The sequence below is a fragment of the Ralstonia sp. GX3-BWBA genome (assembly GCF_003290055.1).
In the GTDB taxonomy this organism is placed as follows: domain Bacteria; phylum Pseudomonadota; class Gammaproteobacteria; order Burkholderiales; family Burkholderiaceae; genus Ralstonia; species Ralstonia holmesii.
In genome coordinates, this window is record NZ_QMKS01000024.1 from 181,691 (window position 1) to 200,002 (window position 18,312).

Genomic DNA, 18,312 nt, shown 5'->3' on the forward strand with positions numbered 1-18,312 from the left:
TACGCTGCGGCATGCGCCCCACGCGGCCGCAGCCGGAAGAGGGAACAGGGCAACGCACACCGTGCGTGCCTGCATCTATGCTGCCGATTCATCTGCTTTCCACCGGCAAGGCATTGCCGGAACACCAAGTCACGTCCGCTGAGCTGGATGCCCGCCTGGGCCATCGGGCGGGGTACGTGCGCAAGAAGTCCGGTATCGACATTCGCCACCATGCCACGCTTGCGGAGCACCAATCGGAGCTTGCCGGCGCTGCCGTGCGCGATGCGCTGCGCCGCGCCGATGTTCCTGCCGCCGCCATCGACCTGTTGATTTCCGCCTCGGGCGTGCAGGAACAGGCGCTGCCCAACACGGCCACGCGCATCCTGGAGCCCGCCGGACTGCCTGCCGGCACGCCCGCGTTTGACGTCAACGCCAGTTGCTTGAGCTTCCTGACCGCGCTGCATGTGGCAAGCAGCCTGCTGACCACTGGCGCCTACAAACGCATTGCCGTGGTGGCGTCCGACCTGGCCTCGCGCGGCATCGACTGGGACGATGCCGAGACCGCGTTGATCTTCGGCGATGGGGCAGCGGCAGTCATCGTTGAAGCGGCACCTGCGGAGTCCAGCAAAGGCATTCACGCTTACCGCATGGAGACCTACCCCGCCGGCAAGGCCTATTGCGAAATCCCTGCAGGCGGCACGCGCCGCAACCCGCGCACCGGCGCGCAACCCACCGATTACCTGTTCCACATGGACGGCAAGCGCGTGTTCAAGCTCGCCTCGCAACTGATGGACGGCTTCCTCGATCGTCTGTTTGCGGGCAGCAATTACACGCTGCGCGACATGCACGTCGTCGTGCCGCACCAGGCGAGCCACCTTGGCATGCAGCATTTGCGCAAGCGGCTGGGCGTGCCGGAAACCAGCGTGATCGACATCTACGCGCAGCACGGCAACCAGGTGGCCGCGTCGATTCCCACCGCGCTGCATGAGGCGGTGACGAACCGGCGCATTGAGCCTGGCAAGCCGGTTCTGCTGGTTGGCACGGCCGCCGGCCTGACGCTGGGCGGCATGGTGCTGACGCTATGACCACGCTTGTAACGGGTGCCACGGGCGGGCTCGGCCGCAACGCGGTCGATGCACTGCTGACACAAGGCGCAGGTGTACGCGCGACGGGGCGCGATGCCGCACAGCGCGAGGCCTTTATCGCACGCGGTGCGGACTATGTACCGGCCGACCTTGCACGCCTGACGCCGACCACGCTCGATGCGCTGCTCGATGGTGTCGACACGGTTTGGCATTGCGCGGCGCTGTCATCCCCTTGGGGCGCGTACGACGACTTCTACGCGGCCAATGTGCGCGCAACGGCCGCTCTGGCCGAAGGCGCCGTCAAGCGTGGTGTCCGCCGCTTCGTGCATATCTCCACGCCGTCGATCTACTTCGACTACCAGCATCACGCCGATCTGCCCGAGAGCTATCGCCCTGCCCGCTTCGCCAATCATTACGCGGCCACCAAGATGCTGGCAGAAGCAGCCATCCAACAGCAGGTGTCCACGCAGAACCGCACGCACTTCGTCATCCTGCGGCCGCGCGGGTTGTTCGGTCCGCATGATCGCGTGGTGCTACCGCGCATCCTGCATCTGCTGAAACTGCGCGGAGGCGTGCTACCGCTGCCCCGTGGCGGTGCCGCGCGCATGGACCTGACGTATCTGGAAAACGTGGTGCACGCCATGCGGTGCGCCACGACAGCGGAGGTGCCTTCCGGCGCCGCCTACAACATCACCAACCACGCACCGGCCACGCTGCGCGATCTGCTCGATCAACTGCTGGGGCAACAGCTCGGCCTGCGCTACCGCATCCGCGCCGTGCCTTATCCGGCCATGGCATTGGCCGCACGCGCCATGGAATCGGCCGGTGCCATCACGCGCCGCGAGCCGCTGCTCACACGCTACAGCGCCGCTGCCCTGCACTACGACATGACGCTCGCCAACGACCTCGCGCGCATCGAACTCGGCTACGTGCCGCCCATCGACATGGCCGAAGGCATCCGCCGCACGGCCCACTGGTTACGCGAACAGGGCAACCGGTCATGGCAACGTTAACGGTCTTTGAAGCCGGGTACTGCACGCACACCGCGTGTGTGGCACTGCGCGGCGCGGGCTTGCGTACCTGCGCCTTCCCCGCACGCGCATGGCTGATCGAAGCCGCCGGGCGACGCTGGCTGTGGGACACGGGCTATGCCTCGCATTTTCATGACCACACGCGCAGCGGCCTGTTTGCCATCTATCGCAAGGTCACACCGGTGTATTTCGATACATCGGAATCCATGGCAGCACAGCTCGCACAACAGGGCATGCGCCCCGCTGACCTGGATGGATTGATCGTCTCGCACTTCCACGGCGACCACGTTGCCGGCCTGCGGGACTTTCCGGGCGTGCCGGTCATCTGCTCCGGCGAGGGATGGACGCACTTGCGTGCGCTGCGAGGTGTTTCCGCGTTACGGCGCGCTTTCGTGCCCGGGCTGATCCCCGAAGATTTTGAAACGCGCACGCGCTTTGTCAAACAGTTCGAGCACGTTGCGCTGCCCCCGGAGCTGGCGCCATTCACATCCGCCTGGGCCCTGCCCGGGAGCAACGGCGACGTACTCCTTGTGCCGCTACCCGGCCACGCTGCCGGGCACCTCGGCGCGTTCGTGCGCACGGATGAAGGCTGGGCGTTGCTTGCCGCCGACGCGGCCTGGTCACCGTTGAGCTATCGCGAGCTGCGCGGGCCATCGGTGCTGGCGTATTCCATCATGGAAGACCGCCACGCCTACTTCGATACGCTGCGCAAGCTGCACGCGCTCGATGCCGGCGGCCACGTGCGCATTCTCCTCACACACGAGGGTGCATTGTGACGGCGTTGCATCGCCTGCTGTGGTCTTACTGGCAAACGCGCCGGTTGCGGTTGCCTGATCGCGCAGCCCTGCAAGCGCATCAGCAGCGTCAGATCGCACACTTCACGCAACGGGTGCTGGTTCGCAGCCCGTACTTCCGCCCGTTTGCATCGAAGCCTATGCACGAATGGCCATTGATGGACAAGGCCACGATGATGGCCAATTTCGACGCCATGAACACGGCCGGCCTGCGTCTGGCCGACGTGCTCGCCTGCGCGCAACAGGCCGAGCAGTCGCGTGATTTCCGGCCGACGGTCGGGGCCTATTCGGTGGGCTTGTCGTCCGGCACGTCCGGCGGACGCGGCGTCTTCGTCGTCAGCCCGATCGAGCGCGCGCAGTGGGCCGGCATCCTGCTCGCCAAGCTGTTGCCGCGCGGCCTGTTGCATGGCGAACGCGTCGCGCTGTTCCTGCGCGCCAACAGCAATCTGTACACGGCCGTGCGCAATCCGTGGCTGACGTTCTCGTTCTTCGATCTGTTTGCACCGTTCGACTCGCACCGCGCGCCGCTGGAGGCATTGCAGCCGACCATCATCGTGGGGCCGGCGCAGGTGCTGCGTGCGCTTGCCATGGAGAAACTGGCCGGCCGGCTCGACATTGCACCGGTGCAGGTGCTGTCCGGCGCCGAAGTGCTGGAGCCGATGGACCGCGCGCTGCTTGCGCAGGCCTTCGGCAACGTCGGCGAGGTCTATCAGGCCACCGAAGGTTTCCTGGGTGCGACCTGCCCGCACGGCACGCTGCATCTGAACGAAGCGCACGTGCACATCGAGCCGCAATGGCTGGACGCGCGCCGCTTCGTTCCCGTCATTACGGATTTCACACGCAGCACGCAACCCATCGTGCGCTACCGGCTGGATGACATCCTCATCCGCCGCGACCCCGCGCTGGGGGCCTGCCTCTGCGGCAATCCGGCCATGGCCATCGAGCGCATCGAAGGCCGCTGCGACGATACGCTTGTCCTGCCCGCCCTTGGCGGCGGAGCCGTCACGCTGTTTGCGGACGTGTGTTCGCGGGCGCTGGCCCAGGCGCTGCCGCTGCATGCCGACTACCGCCTGGTGCAAACCGATGCGTGCACGCTGGCGTTGTCCATCCACCCTGCTGACGCCGACATTGCCCGCGCGTGCCAGGCGCATCTGGCGGATCTCTTCGCCTGCCAGGGCGTCGACACATCGCGCGTGACATGGCACGCAAGGCCCGAGCGCATCGCCACCGACTTCACCACCAAGCGCCGCCGCATCGTTCGGCTCGCGGCGTCGGGGGCGGCGCGATGAGCCCGTTTATCGCACGCCTGCGTCATATGGCCCTGGGCTGGTGTTCGGTGGGCCTCGTCTATGGTCTGTGCGGTGTGCTGCAAGGCGTGGGCACGGTTGTGCCGGAAACCGCGTTGGACCGCGCGATTCCGTTCAGCGCGTCGGGCATCTGGCTGTACGTGTCGTTCTTCGCGCTGATTCCGTTGGCGTATCTGCTGGCCGACATGTCTCGCCTGCCCTGGCTGGAACGCGCCATGCAGATGAGCGCGCTGATGAGCGGCGCGGTGTTTCTGCTGTGGCCGACCACGCTGCACTACCCGCCGCTGGCGGATGCATCGCTGCCGGCCAGCGTGCAACGCATGCTGATCGCCGTGGATTCGAGCCAGAACTGCCTGCCCTCGCTGCACGGGGCGCTCACGCTGCTCTCAGTGTGGGCGCTGGCGGACGCGCGCAAGCCGATTCGCACGGTGCTTGCAGCGGCCTGGGGGCTCGGCATCCTGTACGCCACGATCCAGACGCGCCGGCACGTCGCACTGGATCTATCGGCGGGCGTGGCCGTAGGCGTGCTGTGCGGCGCGGCTGTCCGTCTATGGTTGGCGCGGCGCGCGTCAACGCTTTCAATCGAACCGGTGTCGACATGAATGCCTTTGCTCTGCCGCTTGCATTGATGCTCGGCTGCGTGCTCTTGGAACTGGCTGCGCTCAAATGGTGGCGCGGCCAGCCCCTGCCGTGGCGCGACGTCATCCTCAACCTGAACTCTGGGCACGTTCTGATGTGGCTGTGCCGCGGCGTGGAGGTGGCCGGCTTCACGTGGCTGTATGCCCATGCCAGCCTGCATTGGGTGGATGGCTGGCATCCGATTGCGGGCTGGGCCTTCGCCTTTGTCGCATGGGATCTGGGCTTCTACTGGCTGCACCGCATGCACCACAAGCTGGGCTTTCTGTGGGCGATCCACGCGGTGCACCACGAGGGCGAGCATTTCAACCTGTCGCTGGGCGTACGTAACGCGTGGCTGTCGTCGCTGACATCGCTGCCGTTTTTCGTGCCGCTGGCGCTCCTGGGTGTCACGCCGGAAATGTTCGTGGCGGTGTCCGGCCTGCATTACTCGGTGCAGTTCTACAACCACTGCGGCTTGGTGGGCCGTTCGGGCGTGCTGGACCGCTTCATGGTCACGCCTGCCAACCATCGCGTACATCACGGCTGCAACCCGGAATACATCGACCGCAACTTTGGCGGCACGCTGCTCCTCTGGGACAAGCTGTTCGGCACGTATCAGCGCGCGCTGCCCGACGTGCCGATCCGCTACGGCGTGCACAAGCCCACCCACAGCGACAACCCATTCTGGGCCAACGTGGTGCCCGCATTGCAATGGATGGGGTTGCGCACACCACTGCTGCAACGCGATACGCGCGCCACGCCCGCCGGCTGGATCGCCACCGGCGGTGTGCTGCTGTTTGGCGTGGTGATCGACTACGTGCGCACCGATGGCCTGTGGCCCGGGCATTGGCAAGCGGTTTGGTTCGCGCTCATCCTGCTGCTCACGATTGCGCTGGGCGGCTTGTCGGATGGACGGGTCTGGGGCCGCTGGCTGTGGCCGCTGCTGGCGCTTGCACTGCCCGTGCTGATGATCGGCATATGCGGTGCGGGCGATGCATTGTCCGACACGTTGACCGTTGCACTGGGGCTACATGGCCTTGCCTGCGGGCTGTGGCACGCACTGCGTGCCGAATCACCGCTTTCTTCGTCGCCGCATGCCGAATCTCGTTAAGCTTCGCTACGCCTCACCGCGCTCGTCATCGCTGGCGGAGGATTTGCGCCAGGCCGCGCACGATCATCTGCAAGCAAACGGCGACCATCGCTTTGCCGATGCGAGGCTCATTGCCAAGGGCGCCTTCCTTGTCGTGATTTCCGCACTGCTGTATGGGGCGATGGTGACAGCCAAGAGCACGATGATTTTCGTGCTCGCCTATGTGGCCTTTCCGTTCATCGCGATGCTGCTGGCGATGAACGTGCTGCACGACGGCGCACACCGGGCGCTGTCTCCCTGGCTATGGTTGGACCGCCTCATGACACGCGTGACCGCCATCCCGCTCGGCATCGAACCGGCCTATTGGACGGTGCGCCATGTGCACTATCACCACGCGCATGCCAACGTGGAACACTACGACCTGGACACCGCCGCAAACCGCTTCCTGCGGCAGACGCCTTTTCAGCCGTGGTATCCGCAGTTCCGCTACCAGCATCGCTACTGGCCGCTGATTGCCGCGCTGTCGTTGCCGTACATCAACTGGATCTACGACTGGTCGGACCGGCTCGGCCTCACGGCGCTGACCACAGACCGCGTGTTACCTGGCCTGCGCGGCTGGGCGACGTTCCTGTCTGCCAAGACCTTGCACTTGCTCATTGCCGTGGCGGTACCGGCCTGGGTGGCACATCAACTTGGCCTCGGCTGGGGCTGGGTGGCGTTCAGCTACTTCGCGGGGCAGATGCTGGCCTCGTGTGTGCTGGTGGCACTGATTCTGGGCACGCACTGGGCGGACGTGACGTTCTATCTGCCGCCCGAATCAGGCCAGTTGCCGCACACGTGGCACGAGCATGCATTCCACACCGCCTGCGACTGGCAACCGCAACCGGCGTGGATCGACTACTGGCTCGGCGGCTTGAACTGGCACCTGACGCATCACCTCTTCCCGACGTACAGCCACCGGCACTATCCGGCATTGGCTGCACGCGTGGCCGAGGTAGCGCGCGCCCACGCACTCGACTACCGCGCGCTCACCTACCGGGAGTTGCTGACCGCGCAGCAGACATTCCTGCGCGCCATGGGCAAATGCCCCGACTGACGCGCAAGCAACACGCCTCGCCTCAGTTGCGCACCTCGACCGCGTGTACGGCATCAAGAATCACCTTGGCCACATCCTGCGGCCGCGACTGCTGCGGCACGTGGCTCGTCGGGAGCGTCGTCACCTTGGCGCCGATCTTCCTTGCCATGGCGCGCTCCAGGTCCGGCTGGATCATCCTGTCGTGCGCGCTGACGATGAACCACGACGGCTTGCTCTGCCACGCCGCCACCATGGTGCGCTCGCTAAATGCCGTCGCCTTGATGGGCCCTTGCGTGGCGGCCATCACGCGCGCCTGGGCAGCGGCCACATCCTGGGCAAAGTCGCTCGCCAGCGCCGCTGGGGGCAGTGACAGATAGCCGTTGGCATCGGCCACCAGCTTGCCGATGCCCGGCGCGGGCGCGTAGTCCTTGCCCACTTCTTCCGTCGACTGCCCGGCGTCCGGCGCAAACGCGGCCACGTACACCAGCCCGGCAACCTTGCTGTCGGCGCCGGCTTCCGTGATGACCGTGCCACCCCACGAGTGCCCGACCAGCACGACCTTGCCGACCTGGTTGTCAATCGCTCTGCGCGTTGCAGCCACATCGTCAGCCAGCGAGTTCAGTCCGTTCTGCACCGCCTGCACCTTCACGCCTTTGGCCTGCAGGAGCGGGATCACCTTGGCCCAGTCGGACCCATCGGCAAAGGCGCCGTGCACGATCACGACGGAAGGTTGATTGGCGTCGGCTGCCGTGGCGGCAAAGAGTGGCGCACTGGCGGCCGTGCCAAGTGCCAGCGCTGCGATGGAGACGGCTTTGCGGTTGAACATGTCGGGTCCTTGTTATCTGTTCGGTTCTCGGTGGGATGGGGTGTGCGCGAGGCTGCCGCTTCAGGCGTGTGCACCGTCGTAGTACGGATTCGCGCTGCGGGCGCCATCGGTGTAGATATCGGTGGCACGCGCGCCGTCCGTATAGACATCAGACGAACGCGCGCCCTCGGTGTAGGCATCCACCGCGCTTTGCACGGCGCGGGCGCCTTCGGTGTACGGGTCGCGTGCACCGATGGACGAAGCGGCTTGGGCCCCTGCAGCGGCCACAGCGAGAGCAACAACAGCGAGGGTCTTGGTGAGATTGCGGGTCATGATCGTTTTCCTTTGAACGGTTGGTTTGGGATTGCGCGGCCTGCCGGTGCTTTGCTTTGCGTTGGCCCGGCGTCTTGGCCACGGAATGCATTGAAGGCGCCTGACGTATCCGGCACGTAGCGATGTGCTGCCCGTTTTGTCTGGGCATGTACTAGAGCTGCCGCCCGATACAAACGCATACAAAACCCCGCCTATCGATGCCCGTTGCTACAAAGCAATACAAATCGGCGGCATCGTGAAACCGACCGGATACATCGCAGGCGCCCAATGCTGGAAACGAGGTGAACAAGACCCGCCCCGTCATCCATCCTTGATCACTGGAGCCCTCATGCAACCGAATCGATTGACCGCAACGTTGCTCGTACTGGCAGGCGCCCTGTGCGCACACAACGCATTTGCGCAAGCCGCTGGCGTGCATCGGACGGATCTCGTCCATCACGACCTGAGCGTGCCCGGCCGCGAAACCCTGCAAGTGCGCGTGGATTTTGATGAGCGTGCATTCGCCCCCCCGCATATCCACCCCGGCGAGGAAATCGCCCACGTCCTGCAAGGCACGATCGAATACCGGTTGGATGGCCGGCCCCCCGTGACGCTGCAGACCGGGGATTCGCTGTTCATTCCGGCCGGCGTTGCGCACTCGGCAAGAAACGTCGGCAGCGGCAAGGCATCGGAACTGGCCACGTATGTCGTGAAGTCCGGTGAGCCGCTGGTCAAGCTCGTTCACTAATCCCCTGCCCCATCCACCCCAAAGAGAGAACCCCCATGTCGAACCCCGTCAACCTCCGCCGTCGCCGCCTTCTGGGCACCACCATCGCCAGCATTGGCGTGCTGGATCTCGGCCTGGCCGAACTTGCGCATGCGCAACCGGCACCGTCCGCCAATGGAGGCACGCTGCTGGCCGGCCAAGCCAACCCGTTCGGCACGCTGCAGCAGATCGATGCAGGCGTGCTCAACATCGGCTACGCAGACCTGGGGCCGAAGAACGGCCCCGTGATGATCCTGCTGCACGGCTGGCCGTATGACATCTACAGCTATGCAGAGGTGGCGCCCGCGCTGGCGGCGGCGGGCTATCGCGTGCTGGTGCCGTACCTGCGCGGCTATGGCACGACGCGCATCCGCTCGGCGGACACGCCGCGCAACGGACAGCAAGCGGCGCTGGCCGCTGACATCATCGCCTTCATGGACGCGTTGAAGATCAAGCAGGCGCACTTTGGCGGATACGACTGGGGCGCGCGCACGGCGGACATCATCGCGGCGCTGTGGCCGGAACGCTGCAAGACGCTGGTATCTGTCAGCGGCTACCTGATCGGCAGCCAGGAGGCGAACCGCAAGCCGCTGCCGCCGGCCGCGGAATTTGCGTGGTGGTACCAGTTCTATTTCACGACGGAACGTGGCGCGCAGGGCTACGCCGCCAACTGCAAGGAGTTCAACCGTCTGATCTGGAAGCTCGCTTCGCCCACGTGGAAGTTTGACGACGCCACGTACGACCGCAGCGCCGCCGCGTTCGACAACCCCGATCACGTTGCCGTCGTCATCCACAATTACCGCTGGCGCCTGGGGCTGGCGCAGGGCGAATCGAAGTACGACGCGCTGGAACAGCGCCTGGCCACCGCGCCGGGCATCACGGTACCCACCATCACCATGGAAGGCGATGCCAACGGCGCACCGCACCCGGAGCCGTCAGCCTATGCGAAGAAGTTCACGGGCAAGTACCAGCACCGGAACATCGGTGGCGGCATCGGCCACAACCTGCCCCAAGAGGCGCCCAAGGCGTTTGTGCAGGCCATGCTGGATGTGGTGCACCTTTGAACCGGCGAGCCCTTTGACGCTTCTGGCTCACAGCGCCGCGAGCAACCCTTCGGGTAATCCGCGTGTGAGGGCCAGCAGCGTCATCACGGCCGGCATGGCTGCAGCGGCCATCACCGTCTGCGCGGCAGTGATGCCGGCCATGAGCGGCGCGTCACCGCCCAGTTGACGCGCCATGATGTACGACGAGGATGCCGTGGGCAGCGCCTGGAACAGCAGCGCCACGATCAATGCAGCATCGGTCAGACCCAATGCGTGGCCAACGGCCAGCGTCAGCACGGGCATGGCCAGAAATTTGATGCTTGACGACACGACCACCGGCCGCGCCCACGAACGCACGCCGCTGAAGTTGAGCGCAGCCCCCACGCACAACAGGCCCAGCGGCATGGACGCCACCCCGAGCGCACGCACCGCCGGCTCGATCGCCACAGGTATCTGCAGCCCCAGCGCCTGCATGGCAATGCCCAGCGTGCAGGCCACCACCGGCGGATTCGTCACGATCTGACGCACCAGCGCACGCCCACTGAGGCGCACCGAGCCATAGCGGGCGAAGACCAGCACGCACAGCAGATTGACCGTCGGCACAATCGCAGCGTTGCATACAGCCGCCAGCGCAATGCCCTTGGCACCGAAGATGCCCGTGGCCAGCGACACGCCTACGTAGTTGTTGAACCGCACGGCCCCTTGAAACACCGAGGTAAACGCCGCGCCGTCCACTTGCATCCACGGTCGGGCGATCATCAACGCCGCAGCCACCAGCAATGTCGCGCCAATCAACGTCAGCACGAGCGGCAGGACGGGGAGCGACTGCATGTGCGCCGTGGCCAGCCCGTGCATGAACAACGCCGGTAACAGGACGTAGTAGCAGAGCCGCTCGGCCTGCGGCCAGAAGGTTTCGGCGAGGAAGGCGGAGCGCTTGAGCCAATGGCCGAGCGCCACCAGAAGCGCAACCGGCGCCAGAGCGAGCAGGATTGCAGCGGTCATGGCCGTGCGCCTGTACCGTGGCGTGCTTGCAATGAGGGGGAGGAACGGAGGAGCGTGCGGAACGGCATGAGGTGCTCGGCGAAAAACAGGAACACCGCCAAGCTATCACGCAGTCATAGCAGTAATAATTGTTATTTATCTGGTAATCAATGAGAAATTCTCATTGCAGAAGCGACCACCGCATCGGCCAATGCCTGGGTAAAGCGCTGTGCGGTCCGCGATTGGTGTTCAAGCAGCACCACCGCGCGGTGCAATTGCGGTTGGCCGAACGCCAAACGGGCAATGGGCGGCAATTGCGTCAGCTCGGAGTCGGAGAGCGCCACCACGGCGGCGCCCAATCCGCTTGCCACCATGCGCACGATCGTGTCCTTGTTGTCGAGCACCATCTCTTCGCGCACGCGCACGCCAAGGCGCCGCAGTTCCGAAGCGATCATGCGGCCGGCCCAGGCCTGTGCATCAAAGCGGATAAACGGCAGCTCGGTCAGCAGCGCGCGCGCATCGTGCTCGGCGTATTGCGCGGGGGCGAGCAGCCAGAAGCGGTCTTCATAGAGCGTTGTCCAGACCAATTCCGCCGGATGCGGCCGCACAGGGTGAGACGTGATTGCGGCGTCCAATTCGCCGTCGGCCACGCGCTGCGCAAGCTCGGCCGACATGCCGGCCGCAACGTGTACGCGCAGGCCGGGATGCGCCGTCCGCAGGGCCAGCAGCGCGTTGGGCAGCGGCCCCGATAGCGCGGTCTGGATAGCGCCGATGCGCAACCGCCCGACCAGCGCCCTCTCATCGCTCAGCGCATCGGGAATGCGGTCATACAGCGCGAGGATCTGTTCTGCCTGGGCGAGCACGATGCGGCCTGCTTCTGTCAGCGCGGGCTCGCGGCGTGAGCGGTCGAACAGACGGACGTTGAACTCCTCTTCCAGCGATTTGACCTGCAGGCTGACGGCCGACTGCGTGAGCCCGATGGCCTCGCCTGCACGCGCAAACGTGCGGTGTCGGGCGATGGCAACGAGCGTTCTCAAGGCGCGGAGAGACATGGCGGATACGAAGTTCGATCGGGTGCGGATAGCGCATCGTACCTCTCACCACATCGCCGGGCGCCTGGGCCACACCGGCCCGCCCTTCGGAACAGTCAGACAAACCGCTTACGCCAGCATCGCAGCCAGCGCAGGAGGCAAGCCGCGGTTTGGCTTGTGCGGCGGCCGCGCAAAGCTGCCTTCCGCTGCGCCGTTCGGGGCAAGCGCGATCAGGCTCTCGCAATGGCGGATGGCGCTGGAGACGCCGTCCACCACCAGCACGGGAATGCGGTCCGTGAGTGTCCGGGCCAGACCGGCAAGCGGTGCGCCAGCCACGATGATCACGTCGGCGCCGTCTTCACGCACCGCCTGCAGGCTGAGCTCCTCGAGCCTTGCCGCATGGTCTTCCTGCACGCTGCCGATGTCGCGTAGCGGCTGCTGCAAAGAGCGCACGCTCGCCAGCCGCGACGACAGCCCATTGGCAGCTACGCACTCGCGGTACCACGCCTGGATACGGTTCGAAATGGCGATGATCGAAAAGCGCTGGCCGAGCAGGCAGGCGCTGGTCAGCGCCGCTTCGGTCATGCCGACCACCGGCACATTGCACAGCTCCTTGATGCCGGCGAGGCCCGGGTCCCCAAACGCCGCGACAACCACGCCGTCGAATTGACCGGCATGTTCGGCGACGACGCACGCAGTGGCGTAGCCGCCCACCAGTGCTTCGAAGCGCGTTTCGATGTAAGCCACGCCAAATGGCGCCGTCGCCATCGTGAGCGTGGTGCCGGGTGAAGCGGAGCGACGCGCCTCGGCATGGATCAACTCCGTCACGCTCTCGGAGATATTGGGATTGACGACCAGAATACGCATGATGAAATTTTGAGAACCCAACCAGAAACGTCAAACCAGCGACGGCGCGCCCGCCGGCAGGAACTGCCCGCGCCCCGGTGCCGGTTCGAGGTACTTGCCGTTTTCGACCAGCATCTCGCCGCGCGAGAAGCAATGCACCGGCCAGCCGGTCACTTCAATGCCTTCATAGGGCGTGTAGTCGACCGCGTGATGCAGCGCAGCGTTGGTGATGCGCACGCGACGCTCCGGATCCCACAGCGTGATGTCGGCATCGGCGCCCACGGCGATCGTGCCCTTGCGTGGGTACAACCCGTACAGCCGTGCCGGGCGATACGACGTCAGCTCCACAAACTGATGCAGCGACAGCTTGCCGCGCGCAATGCCATCAAACAGCAGCGGCAACCGTGTCTCGATACCGGGCACGCCGTTGGGAATATGGTCGAACGGTTGCGCCTGACCGCCAAGTTTCTTGCCTTCCGGGTCGTCATAGTTGAACGGCGCATGGTCGGAAGAGAACACGCTGAACACGCCCCCTGCAAGCGCGCGCCATACGGCTGCCTGGTTCTCCGGATCGCGCGGTGGCGGGCTGCAGACGCACTTGGCACCTTCGTAGCCGTCGTCACCTTGCAGGCCCATGTCTTCGGCGGTCAGGTAGAGGTACTGCGGACAGGTCTCGGCCAGGATCTGCAAGCCGCGGCTTTGTGCCCAGCGAATCTGCTCGATGGCTTCCTTGCCGGAGACATGCACGATCAGGATCGGCACGTCCACCAACTCGGCAAAGGTGATGGCCCGGTGCGTGGCTTCACGCTCCACGGCAGCCGGGCGCGACAGGCCATGGAAGCGCGGCGAAATGCGGCCCTCGCCGACCAGCTTCTCGGTCAGCCAGGAAATGCAGTCGGCGTTTTCCGCATGCACCATCACCAGGGCGTTGTTCTGCTTGGCCACGTCCAGCACATCCAGCATTTCGCGGTCGGACAGCTTCAGGTCGTCATAGGTCATGTAGACCTTGAACGAGGTGTAGCCCTGGCGAATCAGCTCCGGCAGTTCGTGCTTCAGCACCTCGGGCGTGGGGTCGGCCACGATCAGATGGAAGCCATAGTCGGCCACCGCGCGGCCCTCGGCACGCCGGTGGTAATCGGCCACCGCCGCCTTGAGCGAGCCGCCCTTCTCTTGCGCTGCAAACGGGATCACCGTTGTCGTGCCGCCGCAGATGGCCGCGCGCGTGCCGGTGAAGAAGTCGTCGGCCATGCGCATACCGTCGGGCATGGGCTGGTCGAGATGACAATGACCATCAACGCCGCCGGGCAGCGCCAGCAGGCCGCTGGCATCGATCTCTCGCGCGCCGCGCGGCAAGCCGTGGCCGAGCACGGCGATGCGGCCATCGCGCACACCGATGTCGCAGCTAAAGCGGTCGGATGCGGTGACCACATCCGCATTGCGGATCACCAGGTCGAGTTCCGTGGACATGCTTAGCGCTCCCTCATTCCGTTAAGCAACGTCCGAGAACAGGCGGCCCCAGCCGCGCAGCTCGCGCGTGTCGACACCAGCCAGACGCAGCGATTTCCACACGACGGTCGAGATGGTGTCGTACACGGGGATGCCCGTTTCGGCTTCCAGCGCTTCAACCAGGTGAGCCGCGCGCAGGTTCGTGCAGAACGTGGTGATGGCGGCAGGCTTCTGCTGCGCCACGTCGCGCACCAGGGTGCGGATGGTGTCTTCTTCCACGTCGGCAAAACTGTGGTTGACGTGCAAGTCCAGATGGCGCTCGGCCACGCACTTGAAACCGTGGCGCGCGTAGTTCTGCACGATGCGCTGCTGCACGTCATCCAGATACGGCGTAACGAGTGCGAAATCGCGTGCGCCGGTTTTGGCCAGGATTTCGTTGAGCGCCAGCACTGACGTGGTGGCCGGAATGCCGGTGGCTTCCGTGATCTGGCGGCACAGCGCCTCGTCTTTCTCAAAGCCGAGCCAGCCGGACGACGTGCCGTTCCAGGCAATCACGTCCACGTGCGCGTCGGCCAGCAACTTGGCGGCGTTCAGGATCTTCTCCAGATCGAACTGCCCCAGCGCCTGGTCGCGCAGCGAAATTTCCGTCACGGTAAAGCGCGAGAAATGCGCGCTCACGTTGGGCAGGCCGCTCACCATGGCGCTGGTAATGGGTTCCAGCGCCGTGTTGGACGATGGCGTGAGCATGCCGAGCTTGATGCGTTTTGTCATGGGAGTCTTCTTCGTGGTTTGCGCGCCCCGGCGCACGCGAGTGTGGGCATCGGGGCCTGCTTGTTATGTTGATGAGTGCGGTTACAGCTTGTCGTCAGAAGTCGGAAGCAAACGCCGCGCCGCAGTGCGCTGCAGATGGCGTTGGCTGACGTTAGTTCATCGCGCCTCAGACCGGCAGCTTCTTGCTGTAGTCGATCAGCAGCGTCGAGCAGATGAAGAGGCCCGCGCCGGCGGCGGCAAACAGCATCAGCGCCATGTCGTACGAACCGGTCGCCTGCACGATCAGGCCGACGATGATCGGCATGCCGACCCCCGCGAAGTTGCCGCCCAGATTCATCGTGCCGCCCAGGAAACCCACACGCTTGCGCGTTCCCAGGATCGACGGAATGCACCAGAACAGGCCGCACCAGCGCAGGAAGAACAGCGTGGTCGACAACAATGCCACCACGACGACCGGCTCCTTGAAGCGCGCCACCGTGTAGATAGCGATCGTGGCCAGTACCGAGGCGACGCCGAACAGCGTGCGCAGCACCCGGGCTCGCGATGCCCCGGTGGCCATCCATTTGTCCGCAATCCATCCGCCCACCATCTCGCCCACAAAACCGGAGAAGAACATGGTGAACACGGCGCCGCCCATCTCCTTGATGTCCAGCCCATGCACCTTCGACAGATAGGTCGGCATCCAGGTCAGGAGCCCGTAGAACAGTGCGTTGAAGCACATCCAACCGAAGAACATGCCCCACACCGAGCGGTACTTGAAAAAGTCCAGCACGTTGCCGCTGACAGCGGCGGGTTCGGCGGCCTGGTCGGCGGCATGTGCCTCCTCGATGTAGGAGGCTTCAGCATCATTGACGGACGGATGCTCGCGCGGGTGGTTGCGGATGTACCACCACGAGAAGAGGCCCGCCACCATCGTCCCGATACCGGCCACCACGAACGACGTGCGCCACGAACCGAATTCGGCGATCAGCCCAGCGATGATGAGTGCGCCCAGTGCCGCGCCCAGCGGCGCGCCACCGTCGAGCAGCGTTGCACCGCGACCGCGTTCGTTCTGCGTCATCCAGATGGCGTTGAGCTTGCCCCCGGCGGGGTAGATGGGCGCCTCGGCTGCACCCAGGCCAAGACGCGTGATGAGCAACGGCACCCAACCGGTACACAGCGCCGCAATGGATTGGAAGAAGCCCCAGCCCAGCGTGGCACCGGCAATCACCACACGCGGCCCGAAGCGGTCGGCCAGCATACCGCCTGGGATCTGCATGAGCGCGTACGTCAGAAAGAACGAACTCAGCAGTAAGCCTTGCGCCGCCGGGCCGATGTCGAATTCCTTAGCGATCAACGGCATGGCGACTGACAACGATGCGCGGTCGACGTAGTTGATGGAAATCAGCATCAACATCATCAAGAAAATCTTCCAGCGCACAGAGCTCTTCGTCTCCGTTAGCGCCATGGCCGGGGCCGGGCTTGTGGTTTCCATTACGCGTGTCTCCTGGTAGCTCCGAAGTCGTTTCGGAAAACGGGCTTGGGGGTCGGTCTTGACGCCGATCCGCCCCAACTCCGCCCACCGAAACGACCTCCTGAGTCGATTTGATTGGTTTGTGTTGCGCAACGTGGCCGAGTATAGGATACGTAATCTGTAATTACAACATATGTAAGTTGTTGATTTTATTGAATGCAAAAAGCACAATATCGGTGTGTGATAGCCTTTTGTGGTGCATCTTCCCCATTCTGGTGACGTCTGTGACCCAACCATTGCTCCAATCCTCTCGCCTGCGCACGCTCGGCATGTCAGCCGAAATCGCCTCGCGCCTGCGCACCCTCATCGAAGAAGGCGAGTTGCCGCCCGGCGCCCGCATCGACGAGCGTGCTTTCTGTGAAATGTTCGATGTCTCCAAGACGCCGCTGCGTGAAGCCCTCAAGGTGCTGGTAGCCGAGGGGCTGGTGCTGCATCGGCAGTACATCGGCTACCGAGTCGCCCCGCTCGATCTGGATGAACTGCGCGCAACCTTCGAAACGCTGCATGGGCTGGAATTCACGGCTGGAGAACTGGCAGCGGCGCGGTTGTCCGAGGTGGCTCTGGCCCGCCTGGAACGCAAGCACCAGGCAATGCTTGAGGCGCATGCGGCGGGCAGACGCACCGAGTACTTCCGCATCAACCAGGAAATTCACCAGCTCATCATCGATGGCACGGCCAACCCCGTGCTGGCCGGCATCTATGCGACCTTGATGAGCAAGGTGCACCGCGCGCGCGGCGCAGCCAACGCCGACACGCTGCGCTGGCAGGAATCGCACGAAGAACACGAAGCCATCATGGCCGCCCTTCGCGAGCCAGGGCGCCCGCGCCTGGCACAGGTGCTGCGCCTACACTCGGAGAACACGGCCAAGGAAGTGCTGAGTGTCGTGGCAAGCAGCCTGGCCGAGGCCGGACGCCCTACCCGATCAACCGAGGAAGCCCCCAAGAAAGGCGCGCAATGAAACTCGTACGTGTGGGTGCACCCGGCGCAGAACGCCCAGGCCTGATCGATACGCAAGGCCGCGTGCGCGACCTCTCAGGCGTGGTTGGCGACCTAGGCCCGCAAGAGTTGTCCGATGCCGCCCTCGTGCAACTCGCAGGCGTAGACATCGCCGCCTTACCCGTGGTGCCGGACACCCGATTTGGTGTGCCATGGACGGGCATCGGCAAGATCATCGCGATCGGCCTGAACTATGCCGACCACGCAGCCGAGGCCGGTTTGCCGCCTCCCGCAGAACCCATCCTCTTTCTCAAGGCCAACAGCGCTTTGAACGGTCCCAACGATGCCGTCATGCTGCCGCGCGGCTCGGAAAAGACCGACTGGGAGGTTGAACTCGGTGTGGTGATCGGCAAGACGGCGAGCGATGTTTCCCGCGAAGAAGCGCTCTCGCATGTTGCCGGCTATTGCGTGGTGAACGATGTGTCGGAGCGCGAGTTCCAGCTTGAGCGCGGCGGCACGTGGGACAAAGGCAAGGGCTGCGACACCTTCTGCCCCGTCGGCCCGTGGCTGGTGACGCGTGACGAAGTGCCCGACCCGCAAGCGCTTGACCTGTGGCTCGACGTCAATGGTGAGCGCGCGCAGCGGGGCAACACAGCGACCATGGTGTTTGGCGTGGCCCATCTGGTGAGCTACGTCAGCCGCTTCATGACGCTGCATCCGGGCGACCTGATTTGCACCGGCACGCCACCCGGCGTGGGCATGGGCGCCAAGCCCCCGCGCTATCTCAGCGCCGGCGACACCATGCGCCTGGGCATCGACGGCCTTGGCGTGCAGACGCAGACGGTCGCCGCCTACACCAAAGCCTAGACAGGCGGCGCGGCC

General features: G+C 64.9%; 19 protein-coding genes. 11 read left to right on the forward strand and 8 right to left on the reverse strand.

What is annotated here, in order from left to right; all coding sequences use genetic code 11:
* Positions 1-65 precede the first annotated feature (65 nt).
* From DOD19_RS23470 to DOD19_RS23500, 7 genes are read left to right on the forward strand one after another with little or no spacing between them, the layout of a single operon-like run.
* On the forward strand, positions 66-1,064 hold the full coding sequence (locus tag DOD19_RS23470; RefSeq protein WP_343226205.1) for a 3-oxoacyl-[acyl-carrier-protein] synthase III C-terminal domain-containing protein: 999 nt from the start codon (positions 66-68) through the stop codon (positions 1,062-1,064).
* Positions 1,061-2,077, forward strand: a complete 1,017-nt coding sequence (locus tag DOD19_RS23475) for an NAD(P)-dependent oxidoreductase (RefSeq protein ID WP_112188453.1) — start codon at positions 1,061-1,063, stop codon at positions 2,075-2,077. Before DOD19_RS23470 ends, DOD19_RS23475 begins: the two co-directional genes overlap by 4 nt.
* Positions 2,065-2,871, forward strand: coding sequence for an MBL fold metallo-hydrolase (locus DOD19_RS23480; RefSeq protein ID WP_112188455.1), 807 nt, complete (start codon positions 2,065-2,067; stop codon positions 2,869-2,871). Before DOD19_RS23475 ends, DOD19_RS23480 begins: the two co-directional genes overlap by 13 nt.
* The gene (locus tag DOD19_RS23485) at positions 2,868-4,178 is read left to right on the forward strand and encodes a F390 synthetase-related protein (RefSeq protein ID WP_112188457.1); all 1,311 of its coding nucleotides are present in this window, start codon (positions 2,868-2,870) and stop codon (positions 4,176-4,178) included. Before DOD19_RS23480 ends, DOD19_RS23485 begins: the two co-directional genes overlap by 4 nt.
* The gene (locus DOD19_RS23490) at positions 4,175-4,798 is read left to right on the forward strand and encodes a phosphatase PAP2 family protein (protein ID WP_239498089.1); all 624 of its coding nucleotides are present in this window, start codon (positions 4,175-4,177) and stop codon (positions 4,796-4,798) included. The genes DOD19_RS23485 and DOD19_RS23490 overlap by 4 nt, the downstream gene beginning before the upstream one ends.
* Positions 4,795-5,925, forward strand: a complete 1,131-nt coding sequence (locus DOD19_RS23495) for a sterol desaturase family protein (protein WP_112188459.1) — start codon at positions 4,795-4,797, stop codon at positions 5,923-5,925. Before DOD19_RS23490 ends, DOD19_RS23495 begins: the two co-directional genes overlap by 4 nt.
* The gene (locus tag DOD19_RS23500; RefSeq protein ID WP_112188461.1) at positions 5,909-7,000 is read left to right on the forward strand and encodes an acyl-CoA desaturase; all 1,092 of its coding nucleotides are present in this window, start codon (positions 5,909-5,911) and stop codon (positions 6,998-7,000) included. The genes DOD19_RS23495 and DOD19_RS23500 overlap by 17 nt, the downstream gene beginning before the upstream one ends.
* A 22-nt stretch (positions 7,001-7,022) precedes the next feature.
* Here DOD19_RS23500 and DOD19_RS23505 read toward each other — a convergent pair whose 3' ends face one another.
* Positions 7,023-7,805 (reverse strand): alpha/beta hydrolase, encoded by a 783-nt coding sequence (locus DOD19_RS23505; protein ID WP_112188463.1) that lies wholly within the window; start codon positions 7,803-7,805, stop codon positions 7,023-7,025.
* A gap of 60 nt (positions 7,806-7,865) precedes the next feature.
* A complete protein-coding gene (locus DOD19_RS23510) occupies positions 7,866-8,117 on the reverse strand; it encodes a hypothetical protein (protein WP_024978382.1) in 252 nt (83 codons plus the stop codon).
* A 328-nt stretch (positions 8,118-8,445) separates the two neighbouring features.
* Here DOD19_RS23510 and DOD19_RS23515 point away from each other — a divergent pair, with 328 nt between their 5' ends.
* Together DOD19_RS23515 and DOD19_RS23520 are read left to right on the forward strand one after the other, a co-directional pair.
* Positions 8,446-8,844 carry a cupin domain-containing protein gene (locus tag DOD19_RS23515; protein WP_112188465.1) on the forward strand — a complete coding sequence of 133 codons (399 nt, stop codon included), beginning with the start codon at positions 8,446-8,448 and terminating at the stop codon, positions 8,842-8,844.
* A 35-nt stretch (positions 8,845-8,879) separates the two neighbouring features.
* Entirely contained in the window at positions 8,880-9,926 is a 1,047-nt protein-coding gene (locus DOD19_RS23520; protein WP_112188467.1) for an alpha/beta hydrolase, read from the forward strand.
* Positions 9,927-9,953: 27 nt separating this feature from the next.
* Here DOD19_RS23520 and DOD19_RS23525 read toward each other — a convergent pair whose 3' ends face one another.
* The 6 genes from DOD19_RS23525 to DOD19_RS23550 all read right to left on the reverse strand — a co-directional run bounded on the left by DOD19_RS23525 (position 9,954) and on the right by DOD19_RS23550 (position 16,454).
* Positions 9,954-10,907, reverse strand: coding sequence for an AEC family transporter (locus tag DOD19_RS23525; RefSeq protein WP_024978379.1), 954 nt, complete (start codon positions 10,905-10,907; stop codon positions 9,954-9,956).
* Between the two features lie 146 nt (positions 10,908-11,053).
* Complete coding sequence (locus DOD19_RS23530; protein WP_024978378.1) at positions 11,054-11,938, reverse strand: LysR family transcriptional regulator; 885 nt, start codon at positions 11,936-11,938, stop codon at positions 11,054-11,056.
* A 108-nt stretch (positions 11,939-12,046) separates the two neighbouring features.
* A complete protein-coding gene (locus DOD19_RS23535; RefSeq protein ID WP_112188469.1) occupies positions 12,047-12,784 on the reverse strand; it encodes an aspartate/glutamate racemase family protein in 738 nt (245 codons plus the stop codon).
* Positions 12,785-12,814: 30 nt separating this feature from the next.
* Positions 12,815-14,230 (reverse strand): dihydropyrimidinase, encoded by a 1,416-nt coding sequence (hydA, locus tag DOD19_RS23540; RefSeq protein WP_112188471.1) that lies wholly within the window; start codon positions 14,228-14,230, stop codon positions 12,815-12,817.
* A gap of 21 nt (positions 14,231-14,251) precedes the next feature.
* Complete coding sequence (locus tag DOD19_RS23545) at positions 14,252-14,980, reverse strand: aspartate/glutamate racemase family protein (protein WP_024978375.1); 729 nt, start codon at positions 14,978-14,980, stop codon at positions 14,252-14,254.
* A gap of 166 nt (positions 14,981-15,146) precedes the next feature.
* Positions 15,147-16,454, reverse strand: coding sequence for an MFS transporter (locus DOD19_RS23550; RefSeq protein ID WP_024978374.1), 1,308 nt, complete (start codon positions 16,452-16,454; stop codon positions 15,147-15,149).
* A gap of 215 nt (positions 16,455-16,669) precedes the next feature.
* On the opposite strand from DOD19_RS23550, the gene DOD19_RS23555 reads away from it, so the two are divergent.
* Positions 16,670-17,452, forward strand: coding sequence for a GntR family transcriptional regulator (locus DOD19_RS23555; protein WP_037032125.1), 783 nt, complete (start codon positions 16,670-16,672; stop codon positions 17,450-17,452).
* Positions 17,449-18,297, forward strand: a complete 849-nt coding sequence (locus DOD19_RS23560; RefSeq protein ID WP_112188473.1) for a fumarylacetoacetate hydrolase family protein — start codon at positions 17,449-17,451, stop codon at positions 18,295-18,297. Before DOD19_RS23555 ends, DOD19_RS23560 begins: the two co-directional genes overlap by 4 nt.
* Positions 18,298-18,312: the final 15 nt, after the last annotated feature.